Genomic DNA, 18038 nt, shown 5'->3' with positions numbered 1-18038 from the left:
TAAACAGTATCACCAGCGTGGGTAATCTCAACTCACTCAATGTAGATGGAACCGTTACAGCTCAAACACTCAGCGCTACCTCCATCAACGGTACATTGAGTACGCCTACTCAAAACAGTATCACCAGCGTGGGTAATCTCAACTCACTCAATGTAGATGGAACCGTTACAGCTCAAACACTCAGCGCTACTTCCATCAACGGTACATTGAGTACGCCTACTCAAAACAGTATCACCAGCGTGGGCAATCTCACCTCACTCAATGTAGATGGAACCGTTACAGCTCAGACACTCAGCGCTACCACCATCAACGGTACACTCAGTACGCCCACTCAAAACAGCATCACCAGCGTGGGCAATCTCACTTCACTCAATGTAAATGGAACTGTTACAGCTCAGACACTCAGTGCTACCACCATCAACGGTACACTCAGTACACCCACTCAGAACAGTATCACCAGCGTGGGCAATCTCACTTCACTCAATGTAAATGGAACTGTTACAGCTCAGACACTAAGTGCTACCACCATCAATGGTACACTCAGTACACCCACTCAAAACAGCATCACCAGTGTAGGTGACCTCACTTCACTCAATGTAAATGGAACCGTTACAGCTCAAACACTCAGTGCTACCACCATCAACGGCACATTGAGTACACCTACTCAAAACAGTATCACCAGCGTAGGTAACCTCAACTCACTCAATGTAATCGGAACCGCTTCCGCAGGAACGCTCAGCACTGTCACCATTAACGGTACACTCAGCACACCCACTCAGAACAGTATCACCAGCGTAGGTACACTTACCGGATTAACGGTCAGTGGCACTGCTACCATCAGCAGTTTTACCACTACCGGGTTCGTTCAATCCACCAGTGCAGGCGTATTGCGTTCTTCAGCACTCAGTTCCTCCAATGTAGTCACGGCCCTTGGATTCACCCCTGTTGGCCCCTATTTTGGATGTTTCACAGACAACACCCCTCAAACCCCTGCCATAAATACCGCTACGGTAATGACGTTAAATACAACTGTTATTGGTGGGCACGGAGTGAGCCTGGTAGGTACTTCACAAATTAAAGTAGACTATGCCGGTATCTATAACCTGCAGTTTTCAGCACAGGTGTCAAAGTCAACCGCCGGCGCTTCAGATGTCACCATCTGGTTCAGGAAAAATGGCACTGATGTTGCTAATTCGGCAACAGATTTTAACTTATCCGGTAATACCGCACTGGAAGTGGCTGCCTGGAATTATTTCTTTGATCTGGCCGCAAATGATTATGTTGAGATCGTATGGAGCATCCCGGCTACAGGAATAGTTATCCAAAACTTAGATGCGCGAACAACACCTACCCGGCCTGCAGTTCCATCCCTCATTGTAACGATGCACCGGATCAACTGACACCAGCCACCGGAAATACACATATCTTTTTGCTGTACTTTTGCGGTCCATGGGACAGAAAAAACTCATCCGCTTCGAAGCCATCAAACATTTTTCCAACGTACTGGAATACCCCCAGGATATGCAGGGTAAATGGAAGGATTTTTTTAAGAACGATGGGCAGATCACCCTGGAACTGGCCTGTGGTAAAGGCGAATATGCCGTAGGATTAGGCCGGATGTTCCCCGAACGAAATTTTATCGGTATCGACCTGAAGGGCAACCGCATCTGGCGTGGCGCCAAAACAGCATTGGATGAAGGGCTGGGTAATGTGGCGTTTGTGCGTTCCCATATTGACAAGATCACCGACTATTTCCAGAACGGGGAGATTTCCGAGATCTGGATCACTTTCCCCGACCCTCAGTTACGGGGTTCCAGAGCCAAAAAAAGATTGACACATCCCCGATTCCTCCGCTTGTACCAAAAAATACTGGAGCCGGGCGGACGGGTTCACCTGAAAACAGATAGTCCCGACCTCTACCAGTTTACCCTGACCGTCATCAACTTATTTGAACTGGAATTGTTAGAAAAATCAGACAATGTGTATGCCCAGGCCAGCATCCAGCCCGAATTACTGATCAAAACACATTACGAAGGGTTGGATATTGCCGGAAGTAACCGCATACATTATCTCTGTTTCCGTATCAACCGGGAACTGCCTTTGGCAAAAGACGAAGTATTAAAACAGTTACTCAGTGAGTCAGAACCTGATTGAAGGCCTTCATTATTATCTTGACGGGAACGGGTATACCGTTTTCACCGAACAATACCACCTGGAAAAAGGGCATTGCTGTGGCCATGGCTGCCGGCACTGTCCTTACCGGTACGAATGCGTACCTGAACCCCGCCGTTCACAATTATTGGATCAAAAAGAAAACGATTCTGCCACGAAACAGTAAATTGTTGTTATTAAACCAGCTTCTGTGGCTACCCGAAAATCTTCTGAAAAACCCAACGCTATTCTACCCAGCGGCAAAAAAGACAGTTCCTTTTTTGCGCAGGTATACGATGTAGCCCGGCAAATACCCCGTGGCCGTGTAACTTCCTATGGCGCCATTGCCGCTTATCTCGGCACTAAGCTGAGCGCCCGCATGGTGGGCTGGGCTATGAACGGGGCTTCCGGCCAGCAAGATATTCCTGCACACCGCGTAGTGAACCGCAACGGCATGCTCTCCGGTAAAATGCATTTTGCCACTCCTACCCGCATGGAGGAGCTCCTCAAAAAAGAAAGGATCAGGGTTGTGGATGACAGGATCGTAGATTTTGAAAAGAAATTCTGGGATCCGGCGGTGGAATTGTCAATTTGAAAATGTAGCAATTTGAGAATTTGAAAATATTTTTCCTCCCATTTTCAAATCAGCACATTCTCAAATTTTCAAATTAATGATAATAAGGGCTGATCATGCAGTATACAACCGGTCCGGTAACGGCTACATATAACCATAAGGGCCAGGTGATCCTGGCCAGTTTTTTGTGTGCCGGAAATTCTGCTGTTAAGGCACGGTAGGCGGTAAACAGGATCAGCGGCAGTATCAAAGCGGCCAAAACAATATGAGTACCCAGAATAAAATAATAGACCATACGGATCGTGCCCGCCTGCAACTTTTCTTCGTCACTCACCAGGCCATCATGGTTACTGTCGCCAAACCTTGCCTCACCGGCCAGCAGGTGGTGGGCGATATAGGATACCAGGAAAAGGATGGATAATACCAATGCAATCATCATCAGTTTCCGGTGCAGCTGGTAATTTTTATTTTTCACGGCCCACAGTGCCGCCAGCAGTAATACAGCAATCGCTGAATTGATGAAGGCATTGATGGTGGCAAAAATATGCACATCGAAACCCAGGTTCAGCTCCAGTTTTACACGGCCCAGCAATACAACAGCCGTAAAAACAACAACAGAAAAGATACCGATGAGCCAGGAGGCTTTTTTATCGTTCTTAGTGAGTGAGGGTTGTAACATGGATTGTTTATTAAGTTAATGCTTGTTGTCCTATTTAAAATCATCCTGATAATCGAGATTCAGTGTCGCTCAAGGCCGCTGGACCCCGTTCCTGTTCCCGGGCTGCTTTTTCTTCTGTCAGAATATGCTACGCATCATTTTGACTGCCATCGCCTACGCTTGGCACCGAACAAAAATCCCGCCCGGGCGGGACGTCCACAGGAACTGATTAGAAAAATTTCATCAACACCCTCCAGATCATCATTTTTCGCTTCTTATAGCTGAAAATGTTGGCTTATAGTCGGGTTGATTTATTTTCCCGGTTCGCAGAAAAACGGTCACGGATATAGATAAACAAAATTCTACCCGTTTAGTTTTCTCCTGCTGCGCATATAGGTCACAAAAAAGATCACCAGCACAATAATGATGAACCAAAGCCAGCTCAGGTCAATGATCTGTGAGAAAACCGCACTTTTTTGTTTCTTATCCTTTTCCAGCATCAGCAGACCAATATCCCTGGCCAGTTTGCCGATGGAAGCAGAATCCAGGCCATTGTAATAACCACGCACCCGGTATTCCTTGTCGATCAGTACAAAACGACTGGTATGCACAAAATCGGGGCTCACCGGCTCGGTGCTGAACTTATCTACTTTCAGTTCTTCAAAAGCAAACCGGTAAATGGAATCGCGGTTCCCGGTCAGCATCCACCAGTTATCGTGGTTCACACCAAAACGGTCGGCATACGCTTTGAGTACCGGCACGCTGTCGCGCTCCGGATCTACCGTAAACGACACGAACTGCACAATGGAGGTATCTACCTTTTTGCGGAGATTACCGCCGCGGATGAACGATTGCTGCAAAGCGGCCATATTGGAAGTGAGCTTGGGGCAGATGCTTCCGCAGTGCGTGAAGAAGAAATCCACCACCAGGATCTTCCCTTGTTTATCATACAGGCTCACCGTATCGCCCAACTGGTTCTGCAAACGGATATTGGAGGTCTGGTGCCAGAGGGTGTCTGTGATCATCTTACCCTTCTCCACACGTTCCACCACGGTATCCAGCAGGTACCTTCGCGGCATATCCACTGCTGAACCACTCGCATATTTGAGGATGAGATAAGAGCAGATCGGCAGCAACAAAGCCAGCGACAGACCTAACAGCGCTTTTTTATTCATAAGGTATCAGTATAAAAAAACCATCGGATGACAACATACGATGGTTTAGATATGATTGAATGCAGTTGTAACCTATCCTTTATTCCACCGCTTTTTTCTCGGTTGCAGGTTTGGCTTCTTCGTGTTTGCTTTCGCCGTGTTTGTTTTCTGCTTTCTTCTCTACTTTGATGGTGCTCTGCTCCTTAAAGTGCGGATCGTATGTGTTACGCAGGTTACGGAACGAGTTACCATCGTACAGGAAAGCCGTGATGAACCATACAAACAGTGCCAAAGGAACCACGATGGTCATGATCATGTTCTTTAACTCGTGTTTCAGGTGCATGAAATAGGCTACGATATAGAAAGCCTTGGCCAGCATCAGGATAATGATGGCTCCTTTAACAGCCAGGCGCAGGCTGCTTTCCAGTGGCATACCGATCATCCAGAAACCAAGGGCCAGTTCAATAATGGTTAATACCGAAAGGATAATGGTTACCCTGACGATCTCTTTGGTTCCTCCACCGCTGTGTTCTTCGTGTGCTACTGTATGTTCCATAAGTATGTTGCTTAATGAATTGACGAATTAGATAAAACTTAGATCAGGTAAAAACAGGTGAATACGAATACCCATACCAGGTCTACAAAGTGCCAGTACAGACCGGCTTTCTCGATCATCAGGTAATGACCACGCTGCTCAAATTTGTCCATCAGGGTCATGATCAGCATTACGATATTGATCACTACACCCGAAAACACGTGGAAACCGTGGAAACCGGTGATGGTAAAGAAGTAATTGGTAAAGTTGGTAGAAGAAGCCGTTCCGTCATGGTTCAGGAAAGGGTTGCTTCCCCACCAGGCACCTTCGTGGTACAGGTGGTTCCACTCCCAGGCCTGGCAGCTCAGGAACGCGATACCGCCGATGATGGTCAGGATCAGGTTCTTCACCACACCTTTTTTATCCATGTTATGACCGGCATGTACCGCCAGTACCATGGTAACGGAGCTGATGATCAGGATAAAGGTCATGATACTCACAAACACCAGTGGCGCATGTACACCTTCCGGGGCAAAAGGGAAACTTTTGAATACTTCGTTCGGGTCAGGCCATCCATTGGTTGAAAAACGGATGGTTCCGTAAGAGATCAGGAAAGCGCCAAATGTGAAGGCGTCACTCATTAAGAAGTACCACATCATCAATTTGCCGTACTCTACATTAAATGGGCTTTTTCCGCCGCCCCACAGTTTGGTGGGTGTAACTGTTGCTGTTGACATGAGTTATCTAAAATTTCGTTACAAAAATATTGGCTAGTGTTCAAAAAAGGTGAATAAACCCCAACTTTTTCTTAGACTACCCGATCCAGTTGTAAAAGATGAATAAATAGATCCAAAGTATATCTACAAAGTGCCAGTAAGTGGCTGCCAGCTGTATGGGCAGGTTACTGTAACTCTTCACTTTTACGGAATAGGCGCGTGCAAAGATCACCAGCAGGGCAATGACCCCACCCAGTACGTGCAGCATATGCAGTCCGGTGATCACGAACAGGAACGATGCAGCTGAATTGCTTTTAGGACCAACCAGGGCGATATTTTGGGCATCCAGCTCAAAAAAGCCCCATGTCTGCATCAGCATAAACGCAGCACCCAGCACTGCTGTTACGGTGATCAGGGTGCGGTAACGGCCCATATCGCGTGCTTTGAAGGCTTTTGCGGCCAGGTGTATGGTGACACTGCTGAGCAGGATCACAAAACTCGAATACCAGAAAACCTGTGGCAGGTCGAACTCGAGCCAGCTGCTCTGGTTCTTTTTGACCACATAAGCACTGGTTAAACCTGCGAACATCATTACGATACTGCCCATTCCCACCCAAAGGGTGAATTGATACGGATGTATCCGCTGGCGTTCGTTTGTCTGCACTGTTGTCATCGTCACGTTCATTTTTTAGTTATTATCTTATTTTATCTGCCAAAAGGGCCAATAATACAATCGGAAGATAGATATAGCTGCTGAACATCACCCGTCTCGCGGCTTTTGCATTCATCTCGCGGTACAGGCGGATGCTCTGGAACACCATGAACAGGTTACAGGCCACCAGTATCCACATGCTTACCTGGCCGGTCATCCCAAAATAATAGGGCAGTATACCCACAGGGATCATCAGTACGGAATACATGATACCCTGTACGGCCGTAAAACGGGTTGGACCCTTATCGGCCGGCAACAGTTTAAAACCGGCTTTGCTATAATCGCCATGAGCCACCCAGGCAATGGCCCAGAAATGCGGAAACTGCCAGAGAAACTGGATCGCAAACAGGATCCATCCGCCTGCATTGGAGAACTGTTTTCCATTGGCGATGACGGTTCCCAGCGGATCGATCATATTGGTAGCTGCCACCCAACCAATCAGGCAGGGCAAAGCGCCGGGGAATGCACCCACCAGCACTGCTATTGAGTTGATCTTCTTTAACGGGGTATAGATAAAAGCGTACAGGAACAGGCTGAAAGCCGATAACAAAGCTGCATTCCAGTTAAACGCGTTCTCATCGTTTTTAAAGAACCAGCCCATCATGAATACACCCACGGTGCCGGCCAGTATGGCAAAAGTGTAGGCTTCCTGCTGGCTCATCCTGCCATCTGCCACCGGACGGGTAGCGGTTCGTTTCATCACCGCATCGGTATCTTTTTCCACCGCCTGGTTAATGGCGTTGGCACTGCCGGTGATCAGCATACCGGCTACAAACAGCAGAAAGATCATCCACCAGTCAAATTCCACCACATTGGGTGCCAGTAAATAACAGATGATACAGGAGAACACAACGGTGAAACTCAGCGTGAACTTGATCAGCTGAAAATAATCCTTCACTTTGGAGGCCAGTGAAAAAGAAGTGGATGTTTTTACCGTTCCTGTCATGTTGCTATTGATGAAAAGGGATGCAGCACAATATTCCGCCACACCCTTCCCGTTTTACTCGCAGTTAAAAACAATGCTCCCGGTAACCGGGAGCATTGCCGCTATTGTGAAACCGGTATGTATTGTTCCGGTTCTACAAGGTATTTTTTAGTGATGGCTTTCGTCTGCTCCAACCGGTGTGGTCTGCGGAATAAACTCTGTACCATCTTTACCGTAATCATATGCCCAACGGTGTACTTCAGGGATCTCGCCCACCCAGTTACCGTGACCGGGACGGATAGGTGTGGTCCACTCAAGTGTATTGGCATGCCATGGGTTCTGCGAAGTCACTTTTCTTCCTTTGAAGATTGAGTAGAAGAAATTGAACAGGAACAACAGTTGTACGGCGAATACGATCATCGCTACGGTACTGATGAAACGGTTCAGTTCTGCAAACTGCTTGAAGCTTTCCCAGATGCTGTAATCGTAGTAACGACGTGGCATACCGGCCAGACCTTCATAGTGCATAGGCCAGAAGATCAGGTAAGCGCCTGCAATGGTTACCCAGAAATGGATATATCCCAATGAGTTGTTCAGGTAACGGCCATACATTTTAGGGAACCAGTGATAGATACCGGCGAACATACCGAACATAGAAGCAACACCCATTACAATGTGGAAGTGCGCAATTACGAAATAGGTATCGTGCAGGTGAATATCCAGTGCTGAGTTACCCAACCAGATACCGGTAAGACCTCCTGAGATGAATAAACTTACAAATCCGATCGCGAACATCATACCCGGCGTGAAACGGATATTACCTCTCCACAAAGTGGTCAACCAGTTGAACACTTTGATGGCAGATGGAACCGCGATCAGCAGGGTCAGCAATACGAAGATGGAGCCGAGGAATGGGTTCAGTCCGGTAACAAACATGTGGTGCGCCCATACCAGGAACGCCAGTACCGCTATCGCAAACATAGAACCGATCATGGCCATATAACCGAATATCGGTTTACGTGAATTCACAGATAATATCTCTGAAACCATACCCATGGCTGGTAACAGGATGATGTATACTTCGGGGTGACCCAGGAACCAGAACAGGTGCTGGTACAGGATGGCACTTCCGCCCTCATTGGGCAGGGCACCTATGCCACTGATAAAGATATCAGACAGGTAGAAGCTGGTACCGAAATTTCTATCGAAAATCAACAGGATGAAGCCTGAGAACAATACAGGGAATGACAATACACCCAGAATAGCGGTAAAGAACAGGGCCCAAACGGTCAGAGGCAAGCGGGTCATGCTCATACCTTTGGTACGCATGTTCAGTACAGTGGAAATATAGTTCAGACCAGCCAGCAATTGAGATACCACGAACAAGGCCATGGAGATCATCCAGAGGTCCATACCCGTTTTAGAACCCGGCGACGCATCACCCAGGGCACTTAACGGAGGATACGCCGTCCAGCCACCGCTGAAGGGGCCTGTTTCCACAAAGATGGAGGAGATCATTACGATACTGGCTGCAAAGAAGAACCAGAAGCTCAGCATGTTCATGAAAGGAGAAGCCATATCCCTTGCTCCGATCTGCAGCGGAATCAGGAAGTTGGCGAAGGTTCCGCTCAAACCGGCGGTCAATACAAAGAATACCAGTACGGTACCGTGCGTGGTAACCAGCGCATAGTATGCTTCGGGGGTAATACGTCCGCCTTTTGCCCACTTACCCAGGATGTCTTCCAGCCAGGGGAAAGTAGCATCAGGATAACCCAGTTGCAAACGGAATAACACACTCATCAAACCTCCCAGCACCGCCCAGAACATACCGGTGATCAGGAATTGCTTCGCGATCATCTTGTGGTCCTGGCTGAACACGTATTTACTGATGAAGGTCTCATGATGATGGTGTTCGTGATGATGATCACCATGTGCATCATGTGCTGCAGCATCTGAATGTGCATGTAAAACAGCTTCGTTACTCATACTCTGTTTTCTTTAATATATTTTCTGTTCACTGAAGATCCCGCAAAAACGGAACCCATTATTAAATTACAATTTAGCAACTACTTTGGTTGCAGCTTTAGCGGTATCTGCTGCAGCTGGCTTGGCATTCTCAGGATCTTTGTCCGGATTGGCCACCAGGTATTGTGGTTTTTGTTTGGCCTGCCAGATATCGTATTCTTCCTGGTCCAGTACTTCAATGATACCTTTCATTGAGTAATGACCGTTACCGCACATCTGGTCGCAGCTGATCTCGTAAACAAAATCAGGGTTTTTGGTCAGTTCCTTCATTTCCTTGGTGGTGTACTTCGGCGTGAACCACAGGGTGGTCGGGATTCCCGGTACGGCATCCATCTTCATGCGGAAATGCGACAGACCCACGTCATGCACCACATCCCTTGCACCGATGATCAGTTTAACAGGGCGGCCTTTTACCAGGACCATTTTATCGGTAACGATATCATCGTGACTCAATTTATCATCCCACAGCACACCCAGCGCATTACCGGATGCATCATCAATGTTTTTGTAATATTTTTTTCCGAAAGCACCGTCTTTACCAGGGTAACGGAAGATCCAGTTGAACTGTTTTCCGGTCACTTCCACCACCATGGCTTCTTTGGGAGGTTCGCCGGTGAACAGGAACCAGTTACGCAGACCGATCACCACCAGGATGGTCAGAACGATCGCAGGAATGATAGTCCACAGCACTTCCAGGCGGTTATCATGCGGGAAGTAGAATACTTTGCGCTTATCGCTCTCCTGGTATTTGTATGCGAACCAGAAAAGCAGGATCTGGGTAGCAATGAATACGATACCGGTTACGGCAAGTGTGATCCATAACATGGAATCTACGCGGGCACCTTCCACACTGGCTGAATCTACCGCCAGCAGGGTCTTGCCGAAATAGAGTTTGTTGCAGTACCAAACACCGATCATACCCAGCACCAGGAAGACCACCATCAGGAAACCGTTGATCTTATTGTTCTGTTTACGGCTAACATCTTCGCCTTTCAGTACAGATACATATTCGCTGGCTTTGGCGATCTGGAAGATCACTACAAAAATCAGGACAATTACTGCTATGGTTAAAAACATTGTCATAATGCTATCAATATTATCTTAATCTAACAATTAAAGCTACAATACAATTATACCTGGTGTATAATACTTTCTTTCAGGAACGGATGGTACTTGGAAATCAATGGTTTGCTGGCAAGTGCGCGTCCCACAAACAGGATCATCAGTCCCACGAACAGACTCAGGATACCAAAATCGAGCCAGCCGAGGGTCACATGCTCTTTGGACAGGCTACCCATCACCATCTGGTAAAAATCGATCCAGTGGCCAAAGATGATCAAAACTGCCATAAAAGTGACCAGTGTATAATTTCTTTTGGAAGAACGCTTCATCAGGATCAACAGCGGGCAGATAAAGTTGATGATCAGGTTCAGGAAGAAGATGCCTTTATAAGGTCCCTGTACACGGTGTTTGAAATAAACGGTCTCTTCAGGGATGTTGGCATACCAGATCAGCATGTACTGGGAGAACCAGAGGTAGGTCCAGAAAATAGAGAATGCAAACATGAACTTACCGATATCCTGCAGGTGCTCCTGGTTGGTCAGTTCCAGGTAACCTTTGTTCTTCAGGTAGATCACCCACAGGGCAATCAATGACAAACCGGAAACGAAAGAACTGGCAAAAGTGTACCAGCTGTACATGGTAGAGTACCAGTGTGCATCGATACTCATCATCCATAACCAGGGAATAGTAGAACCTACGGTCAGGGCAAACCATACGGTGAAAAGTGCGGCACGTACCGTACTTCTCCAGATATAGGAAGCACCTGTCTGCTGGTCCATCGGAGCCTCATCCGCTTCGCTGCTGATCTGGCGCATTCTCCAGCCCAGTAAACTCCAGAGGCCAATGGCCAGGGTGGTCCAGATGATGAAGAATTTCGCATTCAGAAAACCGGCTTTACCAGACAGGATCGGGTCTTTGGACACCGCTTCTGTATCCAGCCAGTGGTAGATATGGTGTTTGTCGCTGACAACCACATAGATCAGTACCAGGAACGTGATGGAACCGAAAATGGGTACCATGGTAGAAATGGCTTCCGGGATGCGCTTGAACGACTGCTGCCAGCCACCCATGGCCAATGTGGTTACACAAATGAAGAACATACTGGCATTACAGATCAATGTCCAGAAGATCGTATTGTACATGAGGGTTCCCCAGAAATGTGCCTGTTCATGTTCATCGGAGCTGAAACCTTTGGTCACTGCGCCCAAAACCAATGCAACCAGACCAACACCGATCAATGCCATTGACCAGGTTTTCATCTTTCCGGGAATCTCAAATTGCTCTCTGATAGATGCCATCGTTATACTCTTTTATATCAGTTAGTACTTTTCCTGCGCCCAGTGGCGCAAGGTGAATTTATTTGGTTACTGCAACTGCAGCAGGTGCGGCAGTAGCAGTTGATTTTGCTTTTGCTTGTTGATCCTTGATATACCTGATCACCATCCAGCGCTGCTTACGGCTCATTTGTGAAGCGTAAGAACCCATCATATTTTTTCCGTAAGCCACAGAATAGAACATCTGTCCCTCAGGCATGGCTTCATACTTGGCATCGCCCACCAGGGTGGCAGGTTTGGCGGCATAAGGTCCGTTACCGTCTTTGTACAGCGGTCCGTTACCATTCAGCTTGGCGCCATGGCAGATTCCGCAGTTGATCAGGTACAGTCTTTCTGCTTCTGCCTCATCCTTGGCTGATAAGGAATCGATCGGATTCTTCACCAGTTTCGAAGCCACATAGTTGGTAGAATCACCCGGTGCATCTTTGGTCAGGTGGAAGGGCATTTCTTCTTCACGGGAAATGGTTCCAGCTACCGGCATGGCCGTGTAATGGATACCTTTCTCTGCCAGGTTGCTGTGGTCTGCATAGGTTTCATAAGCGCGGCTGTAAGCCATATCCGGCATGTAGATATTGCCCGGGGTACGTTTTACATCGCTGCAGCTCACCATCACTATGGCAGCAGACAAAACAGTTATGATTGATAATTTCTTCATCATATATCTATTCTAAAAAGTAAGATTAAGCTACTACGGTTTGTTTGTTCTGGAATGGATGTTCGTCCTTATCGTAACGACCTAACCACCAGCCTTCTTCTGCCACCTGGATATCCGTTTCTATAGCACCGTTACTGGCCAGGAACGCTTTCAGGTCGTCCGCATTGGTCTTCTCGGTACACTCGATCACCATTACAAACATATCGTCAGTGGCACGTGCATGGAAATGGTGTTTCTTCACGAACGGGGCCAGCTGGCACAGGTAACAGAAAGTAAGTACCATACCCACCGCAGAGAACAACACCGTTAACTCGAATGTGATCGGTATCCATGCCGGTAAGGCAAAATGCGGTTTACCACCAAAGTTCAGCGGCCAGTCTTTTGCCAGGATCCAACTGATCGAACCCAGTGCGGTGGCTGTACCGGTGATACCATAGATGAATCCGGCTGTATGCAGGCTGGTTTCCCGGAGGCCCAGCGCATGGTCCAGTCCGTGTACCGCAAACGGCGTGTACACATCATGGATCTTATATCCCGATGTACGAACTTTCTTCACCGCGGGAAATAAAACAGCTTCGTCATCAAAGCAGCCTACTACGAATTTCTTTTTTGCCATTGTTTTTAGCTTTTAGCTTTTAGCTGTGAGCTACCAGCTTTTTTTCAAACTTCTTTATCTGTATCACAGCCTCCTGTGAGGCCGGCATTCATTAATGTGCGTGATCGTGTGCAAACTGTTCAACACCTTTCTCTTCCAGTTGATCCATTTTATCTTTAAAGCTCTCACCGGATGTTTTCAGTACATACTTGATCTCGGCAACCGCGATCACCGGCATGTATTTGGCAAACAGGAAGAAGCAGGTAAAGAACAGACCGAAGGTACCGGCGTAAAAACCGATCTCCCAGATGGTGGGACTGTAGTAAACAGACCAGCTGGAAGGCAGGTAATCACGGTACAGGGAAGTAACGATGATCACAAAACGCTCGAACCACATACCGATGTTCACGATGATACTCATGAAGAAGGTCACAAACAGGTTCCTTCTCATCTTGCGGAACCAGAAGATCTGCGGACTCAATACGTTACAGGCCATCATACCCCAGTAGCTCCAGCCATAAGGACTGAACAGGTAAGCACGGCTGTACCAGAAAGTGTAACCCTCGTATTTGTTCTGGCTGTACCAGCCCATGAACAACTCGGTGAGGTAGGCAATACCTACGATAGAACCGGTGAGTACAATTACCTTATTCATCGCCTCAATATGACCGAGGGTGATATAATCTTCCATCTGGAACACTTTGCGGATGATCACCATCAGGGTCTGCACCATGGCAAAACCGGAGAAGATGGCACCGGCAACGAAGTAAGGAGGGAAGATGGTGGTATGCCAACCCGGAATCACGGATGTGGCGAAGTCGAAGGATACGATGGTGTGTACAGACAATACCAGTGGCGTACTTAAACCCGCCAGTACCAGCGACAGGCTCTCATGGCGCTGCCAGTGTTTGGTGGAACCCGTCCAGCCAAAAGAAGCGATACCGTATAAACGTTTGCGCAGTTTGGTGAAAGCGCGGTCACGCACGGTAGCCAGATCGGGGATCAGACCACTGTACCAGAACAGCAGCGATACGGTAAAGTAAGTAGAGATCGCAAATACGTCCCATAACAGGGGTGAGTTGAAGTTCACCCACAGAGGACCACGGGTATTCGGGTAAGGTAATACAAAGAAAGCCATCCACACACGGCCCATGTGCCAGATCGGAAACTGGCCCGCACACATTACCGCAAAGATGGTCATCGCTTCCGCTGCACGGTTAACACCGGTTCTCCATCCCTGGCGGAACAGCAGCAGGATCGCTGAGATCAGGGTACCGGCGTGACCGATACCAACCCACCACACGAAGTTGGTGATGTCCCAACCCCAACCAACGGTCTTATTCAGGTTCCACTGGCCGATACCGTAGGTAACATCCCGGTAAATGGAATATACACCAAACAGCAACAAGGCGACAGCGATGTAAAAACCGACATACCAAAGCCGGGAAGGCTTCGCTTCAATAGGGCGAATGATGTCTTCTGTAACCTGGTGATAGTTTTTGTCGCCATTCACCAATGGTTCCCTGAGCTGTGATTCGTACTTTAAATGCATCTGGTCTTGTTTATGGGTCCATTCCGCTTGCGGCGGAACAGTATTTTTATTGAATCAACTTTTCTTCTTTCTTCCGCTTCGTTGCGTCGCACACTTGTACCGTGGCTCGCTCCTCGGCTTTGTGAATCGTCATTCGTGAATTGTCAATGGTGAATTGTCAAACAAACATTCACAATTGCCCATTCACACTAGTGATGCGCCGCTGCTTCTTTTTTCTCGGCTCCTTCTGCCTTAGCACCGGCTGCATGGTGTTCCTCTTCCAGGTTACGCACTTTTGCCATATACGTTACATTAGGCAATACGTGCAGCTGCTCCAGAACATAGAACTGGCGGTTCGGATTCTCCACCCTTGCTTTGGCAATGGCGCTGTTGGCATCGTTCGCATTACCGAATGTGATGGCGTTGGTAGGACAAGCCTGCTGGCAAGCCACTTTGATATCGCTGTCAACCATCGGTCTGCTGTCGTTCTTGGCAGCCAGTTTGCTGGCCTGTAAACGCTGTACGCAGAAAGAACATTTTTCGATCACACCACGGGCACGCACCGTAACATCGGGGTTCAGCACCATACGGGTCAGGTCATCGTTCATATCCAGCACCACATCGTTCACAATGCCTTCCTGGTTATCAGGGAAGCTGTCGGAACCGGTGTAATCGGCCCAGTTGAAACGACGTACTTTATACGGACAGTTGTTGGCACAATACCTGGTACCGATACAACGGTTATAAGTCATCTGGTTCAGACCTTCGCTGCTGTGGTTGGTAGCGGCCACCGGACAAACGTTCTCACAAGGAGCGTTATCACAGTGCTGGCACATCATCGGCTGGAACACCACGTTCGGGTTGTCCATATCACCGCTGAAATAGCGGTCAATACGCAGCCACTGCATTTCATGTCCGCGCAGTACTTCCGGTTTACCTACCACAGAAACGTTGTTCTCTGCGGTACAGGCCACCACGCAGGCGCCACAACCGTTACAGGTGTTCAGGTCTACGCTCATGCCCCATTTGATACCTGGTCTGTCGTACACAGGATAAATGGTACCCTGGCTTTCGAATTTCTCCAGTCCACCCCATGGTTTCAGCTCGGCTTCGCGCTCTTCACGGATCTCGGTAGGATGTGCTTTGTATTCGGCCAGTGTCAGTTCTTTCATCACTTCCGTACGGTTACCCTGTGTGGTATCGTAGCGGCTATGTGTCTGGGTTAACGCTACCGGGTATTTATCGCCGGTGGCAGTAACGGTAACATTTGCATTGGTGAAGCTTACGGTTGCACCGTTCAGAGAAGCCATCGGGAACACGTTCTTACCGGTTCCAACTACAGACTTACCCAGTTTCTCGCTTCTTCCGTAACCAACCGCAATACCGATGGTATTCGGATGGGTTCCGGGTATGATCAGGGCAGGCAGCTCAACGCTCTTGCCATTCACGGTAACTTTTACCACTTTCTTCGGAGGATTCACTTCATAAGCATCCGCCTGACCGCCGTTGTTCAGGTCAATGTTCAACAGGGTTCTTGCCAGGGCTGGCGATACGATCACGTAGTTATCCCAGGTAGCACGGGTAACCGGATCGGGCAATTCCTGCAGCCATGGGTTGGCGGCACCTTGTCCGGCACCGATCGCTACTTTTTCGTAGAGCACCAGTTCCACTTCTCCGCCTTTTTTAGCGGTACCTACTGCAGCAACAGCACCGGCAACAGCACCACCATTAAAGGCGGCACCGGAAGCAACACCGGCAGTCGGGTTGATCACACCATCCTGCAGGGCTTTGTCCCAACCGGTTTCACCACCCACTTTAGCGCTCCAGAATGTTTTCAGGAAAGCCAGGTAATCGGTGGTAGCGCCACTCCATTTCAGGAGGCTGTCCTGCCACTGGCGGGTTTTGAATAAAGGATAGATCGTAGGCTGGATAAAGGAATAATGACCGGTAACAGGTTCGGCATCACCCCAGCTTTCCAGGTAATGATGATCCGGAACTACGTATTTACACAGTTCTGTGGTCTCATCCAGTTTGGTATTGAAAGAAACGGTTGTACGTACTTTTTTCAGGCCTGCTTTGAATTGCCCGGCATCAAACCAGGTATAAGCAGGATTAGCGCCGTGGATCAGCAGGGTACCTACGGAACCGGCATTCATATCTGCCACCAGTTGGGTAAAATCAGCATCCACACCCTGGCGGGTATTCATGGTAACGGACCAGTCGATGGTTTTACCACCGGCACCAATCGCTTCATTGATCGCGTTCACGATGATCTGTACATTCACATCATTGCTTCCGCAAACTACCAGGGCTGCACCTTTGTTCTCGTTCAGCGCTTTGGCTGCTTTTTCAACGCCTGCTTTCAGCCTGGCATCGGAAAGCGTTACTGCCTGGCCGTTAACGGCGCTTAATAAGGCAGCCACCACCGCTCCTGTTTCAGAAGGGCGATGTAAATATTTTTCATCAGCGTTGGAACCGGTGAGACTGGCCACAGTTTCAAAATGAATGTGTTTGCTCATCTCGGGGTTCTTCTCGTCTAATTTCTTACCGGTTGCATATTGTCTGGCAAATTCTACCGGGCTCAGCCAGGTACCCAGGAAATCGGCGCCGATGCTTACGATTGCTTTGGCGTTCTCGAAATGGTAAGAGGGAATGGCTTTTTTACCGTAAGTAGCTTCATTGGCCAGCAGCATACCGCTATAAGAGATCGCATCGTAGGTCACGTGGCGACTTCCCGGGTATTTGGCAACAAACTGGTCAATAGCGGCTTTGGTAGAAGGAGAGGTAATGGTGCTGGTCAACACAACCACCGGACCGGAAATGGCACCGGCAACTGCTTTGTCGATCGCTTCAAAAGTCACTTCCTTACCATCGATGGTAGGGAAACGCAGGCGGGCGGTATCGTACAGGTCGAGCACAGAAGCCTGCACACGGGCGGAAGTACCGCCTTTGGTGATCGGGCTCAGGTCATTACCTTCTATTTTGATGGGACGTCCGTCGCGGACCTTGGCAAGCACACTTACCACGTCACCGTCCTGAACATAGGTGGTAGCATAGTATTTGGAAACACCCGGCACAACATCTTCCGGCTTATTGGCAAAAGGAATGGCCTTTTTTACCGGCATTTCACAACTGGCTGCTGCAGCGGCAGCGGCGGTGCTGAAACCGAGATACTTTAAAAAGTCTCTTCTGGGCGCTTTTGCTTCTAAAAAGCTGGTGCTTTTGCTTTCATCGGCAACAAAAGGTAGTTCTTCCCTGAATTCATCTTTCACATCCTTGTTGTATGCGTCTGACTGATTCAGCTCTCCAAAACTTTGCCAGTGCTTTTTTTGCTCCATATGCTAATTTGAAAATTTGAGAATGTGAAAATTTGAAAATGCTGGATGAGCCTCTCAAAAATTCTCTCTTTCT

General features: G+C 48.3%; 17 protein-coding genes. 4 read left to right on the top strand and 13 right to left on the bottom strand.

What is annotated here, in order from left to right:
- The 4 genes from ACH3Y6_RS04950 to ACH3Y6_RS04935 all read left to right on the top strand — a co-directional run.
- A partial coding sequence (locus ACH3Y6_RS04950; RefSeq protein ID WP_490834474.1) for a beta strand repeat-containing protein occupies positions 1 to 1400 on the top strand: 1400 nt, incomplete at its 5' end.
- Positions 1401 to 1449: 49 nt separating this feature from the next.
- Positions 1450 to 2154, top strand: a complete 705-nt coding sequence (gene trmB / locus ACH3Y6_RS04945) for a tRNA (guanosine(46)-N7)-methyltransferase TrmB (protein WP_490834473.1) — start codon at positions 1450 to 1452, stop codon at positions 2152 to 2154.
- Entirely contained in the window at positions 2135 to 2338 is a 204-nt protein-coding gene (locus ACH3Y6_RS04940) for a C1orf53 family protein (RefSeq protein ID WP_490834472.1), read from the top strand. Before trmB ends, ACH3Y6_RS04940 begins: the two co-directional genes overlap by 20 nt.
- A 24-nt stretch (positions 2339 to 2362) precedes the next feature.
- Positions 2363 to 2746, top strand: coding sequence for an MGMT family protein (locus ACH3Y6_RS04935; RefSeq protein ID WP_490834471.1), 384 nt, complete (start codon positions 2363 to 2365; stop codon positions 2744 to 2746).
- Positions 2747 to 2819: 73 nt separating this feature from the next.
- Here the strand turns inward: ACH3Y6_RS04935 and ACH3Y6_RS04930 are convergent, their stop codons facing one another.
- The 13 genes from ACH3Y6_RS04930 to ACH3Y6_RS04870 form a co-directional block, all read right to left on the bottom strand.
- Entirely contained in the window at positions 2820 to 3404 is a 585-nt protein-coding gene (locus ACH3Y6_RS04930) for a DUF420 domain-containing protein (RefSeq protein ID WP_490834470.1), read from the bottom strand.
- A 341-nt stretch (positions 3405 to 3745) separates the two neighbouring features.
- The gene (locus ACH3Y6_RS04925; protein WP_490834469.1) at positions 3746 to 4558 is read right to left on the bottom strand and encodes an SCO family protein; all 813 of its coding nucleotides are present in this window, start codon (positions 4556 to 4558) and stop codon (positions 3746 to 3748) included.
- A 79-nt stretch (positions 4559 to 4637) separates the two neighbouring features.
- On the bottom strand, positions 4638 to 5093 hold the full coding sequence (locus tag ACH3Y6_RS04920; protein WP_490834468.1) for a cytochrome C oxidase subunit IV family protein: 456 nt from the start codon (positions 5091 to 5093) through the stop codon (positions 4638 to 4640).
- 38 nt (positions 5094 to 5131) lie between these two features.
- Entirely contained in the window at positions 5132 to 5809 is a 678-nt protein-coding gene (locus ACH3Y6_RS04915) for a cytochrome c oxidase subunit 3 (RefSeq protein ID WP_490834467.1), read from the bottom strand.
- 76 nt (positions 5810 to 5885) lie between these two features.
- Complete coding sequence (locus ACH3Y6_RS04910) at positions 5886 to 6461, bottom strand: cytochrome c oxidase subunit 3 (protein ID WP_490834587.1); 576 nt, start codon at positions 6459 to 6461, stop codon at positions 5886 to 5888.
- Positions 6462 to 6483: 22 nt separating this feature from the next.
- On the bottom strand, positions 6484 to 7488 hold the full coding sequence (cyoE, locus tag ACH3Y6_RS04905; protein ID WP_490834466.1) for a heme o synthase: 1005 nt from the start codon (positions 7486 to 7488) through the stop codon (positions 6484 to 6486).
- A 105-nt stretch (positions 7489 to 7593) separates the two neighbouring features.
- Positions 7594 to 9411, bottom strand: coding sequence for a cytochrome c oxidase subunit I (locus ACH3Y6_RS04900; RefSeq protein WP_490834465.1), 1818 nt, complete (start codon positions 9409 to 9411; stop codon positions 7594 to 7596).
- 66 nt (positions 9412 to 9477) lie between these two features.
- Positions 9478 to 10533, bottom strand: a complete 1056-nt coding sequence (locus tag ACH3Y6_RS04895) for a cytochrome c oxidase subunit II (protein WP_490834464.1) — start codon at positions 10531 to 10533, stop codon at positions 9478 to 9480.
- A gap of 47 nt (positions 10534 to 10580) precedes the next feature.
- Positions 10581 to 11810, bottom strand: a complete 1230-nt coding sequence (locus tag ACH3Y6_RS04890) for a quinol:cytochrome C oxidoreductase (protein ID WP_490834463.1) — start codon at positions 11808 to 11810, stop codon at positions 10581 to 10583.
- A gap of 58 nt (positions 11811 to 11868) precedes the next feature.
- Complete coding sequence (locus tag ACH3Y6_RS04885) at positions 11869 to 12504, bottom strand: c-type cytochrome (RefSeq protein WP_490834462.1); 636 nt, start codon at positions 12502 to 12504, stop codon at positions 11869 to 11871.
- A gap of 22 nt (positions 12505 to 12526) precedes the next feature.
- Positions 12527 to 13117, bottom strand: a complete 591-nt coding sequence (locus tag ACH3Y6_RS04880; protein WP_490834461.1) for a DUF3341 domain-containing protein — start codon at positions 13115 to 13117, stop codon at positions 12527 to 12529.
- Between the two features lie 91 nt (positions 13118 to 13208).
- Positions 13209 to 14648 (bottom strand): NrfD/PsrC family molybdoenzyme membrane anchor subunit, encoded by a 1440-nt coding sequence (gene nrfD, locus ACH3Y6_RS04875; RefSeq protein WP_490834460.1) that lies wholly within the window; start codon positions 14646 to 14648, stop codon positions 13209 to 13211.
- 188 nt (positions 14649 to 14836) lie between these two features.
- Positions 14837 to 17965 carry a TAT-variant-translocated molybdopterin oxidoreductase gene (locus tag ACH3Y6_RS04870; protein ID WP_490834459.1) on the bottom strand — a complete coding sequence of 1043 codons (3129 nt, stop codon included), beginning with the start codon at positions 17963 to 17965 and terminating at the stop codon, positions 14837 to 14839.
- Positions 17966 to 18038: the final 73 nt, after the last annotated feature.

This window comes from Sediminibacterium sp. FW305-C-269 (genome assembly GCF_058231045.1).
This window is presented reverse-complemented; position numbering and strand designations above follow the sequence as displayed.